The organism is Acidobacteriota bacterium, assembly GCA_012517875.1.
In the GTDB taxonomy this organism is placed as follows: Bacteria; Acidobacteriota; JAAYUB01; order JAAYUB01; family JAAYUB01; genus JAAYUB01.
Window position 1 is genome coordinate 1 of the sequence record JAAYUB010000057.1, and the last position, 4,827, is coordinate 4,827.

The window sequence follows — 4,827 nt, forward strand, 5'->3', positions numbered from 1 at the left end:
GCATGGAGGAAGGACATGGACACAAGCCGGGCAATCGACATCTTGAAAGGCGCCATTCTGGCCGAGATGAAAGGCAGGGCCTTCTACCAGCACAGCGCCAGCCAGTCCGCGGACGCGACGCTGAAAAAAGTGTTCGAAACCATGGCCCAGGAAGAGAACAGCCATATCGATTTTCTGGGCCGCCAGGTGCGCAGCCTCAAAGAGAAGGGGCAGTTCGAAGCGGCCCGGCTGGATGCCAAACCCGAGGACTTCTCCGACGCCGTCGTCAGTCGGGTGATCCAGCGCCAGATCGCCGCGGCCGGCTTCGAGGCGGCGGCCATCACCGCCGCCATGGCCCTGGAGGACGGCGCGGTGAAGTTTTACAGCGAACAGGCGCAGCAGGCCCAGTCGCCCGCCGAGCGGGAGCTGTACCGGTTCCTGGCCAACTGGGAGAAATCGCACCTCAACCTGCTGACCGACCTGGATCGCCAGCTCAAGGAAAGCGTCTGGAACGACCAGCAGTTCTGGCCATACTAGCGCGCGCCGGGAGGCGTGGATCGACCGGTCCGCCACCGTCAGCATGACGGGATTTGTTTTGCCACGGAGGGTCTGATGCAATTCAAGTCGGTTGACGATCTGCTCAACTTTGCCATCGGCGAAGAGGAGGCCGCCGCCGCTTTTTACACCGAACTGTCCGGCCGCATGGACAAACCCTGGATGGTGAACGTGTTTCAGGATTTCGCCCGCGAGGAACTGGGGCACAAGGCCAAGCTGGAGGGCATCCGCGCGGGACGCTATCTGGAGTCGTCGAAAGGCCGGGTGATGGACCTGAAGATCGCCGAGTATCTGGTGGACATCCAGCCCCGACCGGGCATGGACTTCACCGAAGCCCTCATCCTGGCCATGAAGAAGGAGAAAGCCGCCTTCAGGCTTTATAGCGATCTGGCGGCGGCCACGGACACACCCGAGCTCAGAGATACCCTGACCGCCCTGGCCCAGGAAGAAGCCAGACACAAGCTTCGTTTTGAACTGGAATACGACAAGCACGTTCATACGGATTAGTGACCCCCGGCCGCCCGCCCGCGACGGCCGATCAACCCAAGGAGTTGTGCGCATGACCGAACGCAAAGGCATCGTGACATTCAAAGGCGGCCCCCTGACGCTCGAAGGCCGACCGGTGACGGTGGGTCAGCCGGCGGCCCCGTTCACGGCACTGGGGACCAACCTGGCGCCGGTGGCGCTGGAGCAGTTCGCCGGCAAGGTGGTGGTGATCTCGTCCGTCCCGTCGCTGGACACGCCCGTCTGCGACGCCCAGACCCGCCGCTTCAACCAAGAGGCCACGCGACTCGGGGCCGACACCGTGGTGCTCACCATCAGCATGGATCTGCCGTTCGCCCAGGCCCGGTGGTGCGGTGCGGCCGGCGTGGACCGGGTGATCACCCTGTCCGACCACCGCAACGCATCGTTCGGACTGGCCTACGGCCTGCTCGTCAAGGAGCTGCGCTTGCTGGCCCGGGCGGTGCTCGTGATCGACCGCCAGGGCCGGGTGTCCTACTTCCAGCTGGTGCCCGAGATCGCGCAGGAGCCGGACTACGAGTCCGTCCTCGCGCACATCCGCACCCTCTGAGCCGACCGGAATCTGAAGGAGGTACTGAGATGACGCACTGTTACGATCGTTCCATGACCATGCTCACCACCGCCCTGGAGATGGAAAACAAGGGCAAGGAGTTTTACGGCAAGGCCCTCAAGACCAGTCACAACCCGCTGGGTCAGAAGATTTTCACGATGCTCCAGAAGGACGAGGACATTCACATCCGGCGGATCCAGGCGATCTACACCCAGCTCAAGGGGCAGCATGCCTGGTCCGACGCCTGGAAGACCATGACCGTCGGCCACGAGGATCTGGGCAAGGTGTTCCGCGAGCTGGCCGCCGCCCACGGCCAAAATATCAAGGCGGAGACCGGAGACATCGAAGCCCTCGACGTGGGCATCGATTTCGAGTTCAAGTCGGTTCGCTTTTACGAAGACCAGCTCAAAGTCGCCGAGGACCGGCTGGAGAAGGAATTCATCCAGCACATGATCGCCGAGGAGAAGGGACACCACACCGCGCTGTCCGACATGAAACACTTCCTCAGCGACCCGGCCGCCTGGTTCCGGGAGCAGGAACGGTCCGCCTTCGATGGCGGCACCGGCATGGCCTGATCTCCGTCCGTCGGCATCGTCGTCCGGCGGTAATTCTCAGCGGCCCGTTCCCGATCCGCCGGATCGAGGGCGGGTCGCCTGTTTATCCAGGCGGGAGGTGTGCGCATGAGCGCCGATCGCATGAACGGGTTTCGGGAGGAACGCGCCCGGCTCCAGGAGCTGATGCTCCGTTACAGCGGCAAGAACATGAAGCGCTTCCTCAATATCGACCACAACGCGTATGAGCCCGGCGCCCTGCCCAAACCGGCCAAGGAGTTGATGGGCCTCGTGGCCTCGCTGGTGCTGCGGTGCGAGGACTGCATCCTTTACCACCTTCAGCAGTGCCACGACCAGGGCGTCACCACCGCCGAGCTGGAGGAGTCCCTCACCGTGGCGCTGGTGGTGGGCGGCTCCATCACCATTCCTCACATCCGCCGCGTGCTGCAGGCATGGGCGGAGCTGGGCCACGCGCCGCCGGGGGGCTCGGAGTGAGCCGGGCCGGCCGGAGGCACCGGTCCACCGGCGTGAGTTTCAGCTTGGCGGGACACGTCGAGATGTGTTGAAATAGGATTCGGCGGTCATATTCGTCAGGAGGAAGCACCCAATGAAAAAGTACGTTTGCGCCATCTGCAACTACGTCTATGATCCGGCGGTGGGGGATCCGGACAACGGCATCGCCCCGGGCACTGCGTTCGAAGACATTCCCGACGACTGGGTCTGCCCCGACTGCGGGGTCGGCAAAGACGAATTCGTCCCCGCCGACTGACCTCCCTCTGTCCCTCGCCCGGTGGCCGCTCCGGCCACCGGGACGGTCCCGCCCCGATTCATCCCGTTCCCCTCACATGTATGTCAAAAACACGGGCCGAGCCCTTCGCCGTCCGTCAATCGGCATGGGTTAAAAAGATAAGCGGTTGGTCATTCTGTACCCCCCTGAAGATTTCGGTTACAGAGTAACCAACCGCTCCTGAGTTGGGAAATAACATCATCTGAGTCCACGGTAAGCCGCAACTCTGCGTCGGGCAAGCGTCATTGCACGACAAGATGCGACACGAATTTATCTTGTTGTTTGTAAAGATTTTAGGCGGGACAGTCAGTCGGTTCAGTCGGTGTGATTTTTTCTGAAAACAGCGAGCTGGCTCGGTTCGAAGGACCGACCGAACCGGTCCAGCAGCAGGCCGTGGCGGAGCCCCCAACCGCAGGCCCGCAGCGCGTGGTGGCCGGACCAGGCGAGGATCCGGGTGAGGATCAAGGTGCCGCCGAGGATGATGTCCGCCCGCTCGGGAGGCAGGCCCGGGAGTCGGCGCCGCCGGGCCAGCGGCAGCAGGCGCAGCAACTCCAGCAGCTCGGTGATCCCCGCGGCTTCAAGCGCCAGCCCGTGGATCGCCGCACCGTCGTGGGCGTGCAGCCCCAACCGGATCGCGGCCAGCGTGGTGACGGTGCCGCCGATGCCCACCAGCGGGACCGCAGGCGAGGGGACCAGCGACAGGGCGGCCAGTTCGGCGTCTACGGCGTCGGCCGCCCGCTGGAAGGCGGCCTCGGGCGGTGGATCACCGGTCAGGAACCGCTCGGTGCAGTGCAGGGCGCCCAGGGGAAGGCTGTGACGGACGTCCGGTCCGCCGGGGCCGCCCAGGACGAGCTCGGTGCTGCCGCCGCCGATGTCCGCGACGAGGCAGTCGCCGCGGGCCAGCCCGCCGGCCGCCGCGGCGGCAAACGACAGGCGGGCCTCGTCCTCGCCGCTGAGGACGGCCACGTCCAGGTCCAGCGACCGGCGCACCCGGTCCAGAAACTCGCCGGCGTTGGCCGCGGTCCGCAGCGCCATGGTTCCGGCGGCCGCCACATCCGCGGCGCCCGCGCGGCGGACCTCCCGGAGCAGTCCGGCCACCGCTTCCGCCGCCCGGTTCATGGCGGCCGGATCCAGCCGGCCGGTCTCCTTGACCCCCAGGCCCAGGCGGGCGACGACGACGCGGTCGGAGACCACTGACCAGGAACCGACCGCATCCCGCTCCATCACCACCGCCTTGATGGAGTTGGTGCCGATGTCCAGCGCGGCGAAACGAGTCATACGCAAAGCTCCCGGGCGAACGGTTCGGGGCGCGTCCGGTACATCCTACCAAAATGCGGCAGGCCTGTCATGGGCGCCGGCTGAAAATTTCGTGCAACCGGGGCGGCGGGGCGGGGTTTAACCGAATAACAACATTCCCTGGAGGTAACCATGAAGCGGAATCTGATCCTGGTGACCGGAGTGCTGATGCTGGCCCTGGCCGGCAGCGCGTGGGCCGACGATCCCGATTGGGGGGAACAGCGGAAGACGCTCCTCATGGCCGAGCTCAAAACCGAACTGGCCCTGAGTGACGCTCAGGTGACGGCGCTGGACGCCCTGGCCGTGGCGCACCGTCAGAGCCTGATCGACAAGTACGCCGAGATCGGGGCGATCCTGAAGGAAATCCGCATCCTGCGCGAGCACTGGGAGGAGCACTTTGCCGAGATCGTCACGCTGCAGTTCGACATCATGGTGCTGGAGTACGAGCGCGGCGAGTTGTGGGAGGAGTTTGCCGCGGCGGTGACCGCCGCCCTCACCGACGAGCAGGTCGAGTCCAAGCGCCTGGTGCTGAAGGTGCTTGACGAGGCGTACCACCTCAGCCCGCCCCGCCACCGTCCCGACGGGGA

At 65.2% G+C, this 4,827-nt stretch carries 8 protein-coding genes; 7 read left to right on the plus strand and 1 reads right to left on the minus strand.

The features are described from left to right. Positions 1–15: 15 nt before the first annotated feature. The 6 genes from GX414_06520 to GX414_06545 all read left to right on the plus strand — a co-directional run bounded on the left by GX414_06520 (position 16) and on the right by GX414_06545 (position 2,926). Complete coding sequence (locus GX414_06520; protein NLI46745.1) at positions 16–516, plus strand: ferritin family protein; 501 nt, start codon at positions 16–18, stop codon at positions 514–516. 72 nt (positions 517–588) lie between these two features. After that, complete coding sequence (locus GX414_06525) at positions 589–1,041, plus strand: ferritin family protein (protein ID NLI46746.1); 453 nt, start codon at positions 589–591, stop codon at positions 1,039–1,041. A 52-nt stretch (positions 1,042–1,093) separates the two neighbouring features. Next, positions 1,094–1,606 (plus strand): thiol peroxidase, encoded by a 513-nt coding sequence (gene tpx / locus GX414_06530; protein NLI46747.1) that lies wholly within the window; start codon positions 1,094–1,096, stop codon positions 1,604–1,606. A 29-nt stretch (positions 1,607–1,635) separates the two neighbouring features. After that, entirely contained in the window at positions 1,636–2,181 is a 546-nt protein-coding gene (locus GX414_06535; protein ID NLI46748.1) for a ferritin family protein, read from the plus strand. 105 nt (positions 2,182–2,286) lie between these two features. Then, entirely contained in the window at positions 2,287–2,652 is a 366-nt protein-coding gene (locus tag GX414_06540; protein NLI46749.1) for a carboxymuconolactone decarboxylase family protein, read from the plus strand. A 112-nt stretch (positions 2,653–2,764) separates the two neighbouring features. Then, positions 2,765–2,926, plus strand: coding sequence for a rubredoxin (locus GX414_06545; GenBank protein NLI46750.1), 162 nt, complete (start codon positions 2,765–2,767; stop codon positions 2,924–2,926). Between the two features lie 333 nt (positions 2,927–3,259). On the opposite strand, the gene GX414_06550 is transcribed toward GX414_06545, so the two are convergent. Continuing rightward, positions 3,260–4,222, minus strand: coding sequence for a Ppx/GppA family phosphatase (locus GX414_06550; protein ID NLI46751.1), 963 nt, complete (start codon positions 4,220–4,222; stop codon positions 3,260–3,262). A 150-nt stretch (positions 4,223–4,372) separates the two neighbouring features. On the opposite strand from GX414_06550, the gene GX414_06555 reads away from it, so the two are divergent. Then, positions 4,373–4,827: hypothetical protein (locus tag GX414_06555; GenBank protein NLI46752.1), on the plus strand; the 455-nt coding region annotated here is incomplete at its 3' end.

Bases quoted from the DNA above. Each gene is read 5' to 3' on its own strand.
- GX414_06520 (NLI46745.1), top strand. From the start codon at position 16: ATGGACACAAGCCGGGCAATCGACATCTTGAAAGGCGCCATTCTGGCC.
- tpx (NLI46747.1), top strand. From the start codon at position 1,094: ATGACCGAACGCAAAGGCATCGTGACATTCAAAGGCGGCCCCCTGACG.
- GX414_06535 (NLI46748.1), top strand. From the start codon at position 1,636: ATGACGCACTGTTACGATCGTTCCATGACCATGCTCACCACCGCCCTG.
- GX414_06540 (NLI46749.1), top strand. From the start codon at position 2,287: ATGAGCGCCGATCGCATGAACGGGTTTCGGGAGGAACGCGCCCGGCTC.
- GX414_06545 (NLI46750.1), top strand. From the start codon at position 2,765: ATGAAAAAGTACGTTTGCGCCATCTGCAACTACGTCTATGATCCGGCG.
- GX414_06550 (NLI46751.1), bottom strand. From the start codon at position 4,222: ATGACTCGTTTCGCCGCGCTGGACATCGGCACCAACTCCATCAAGGCG.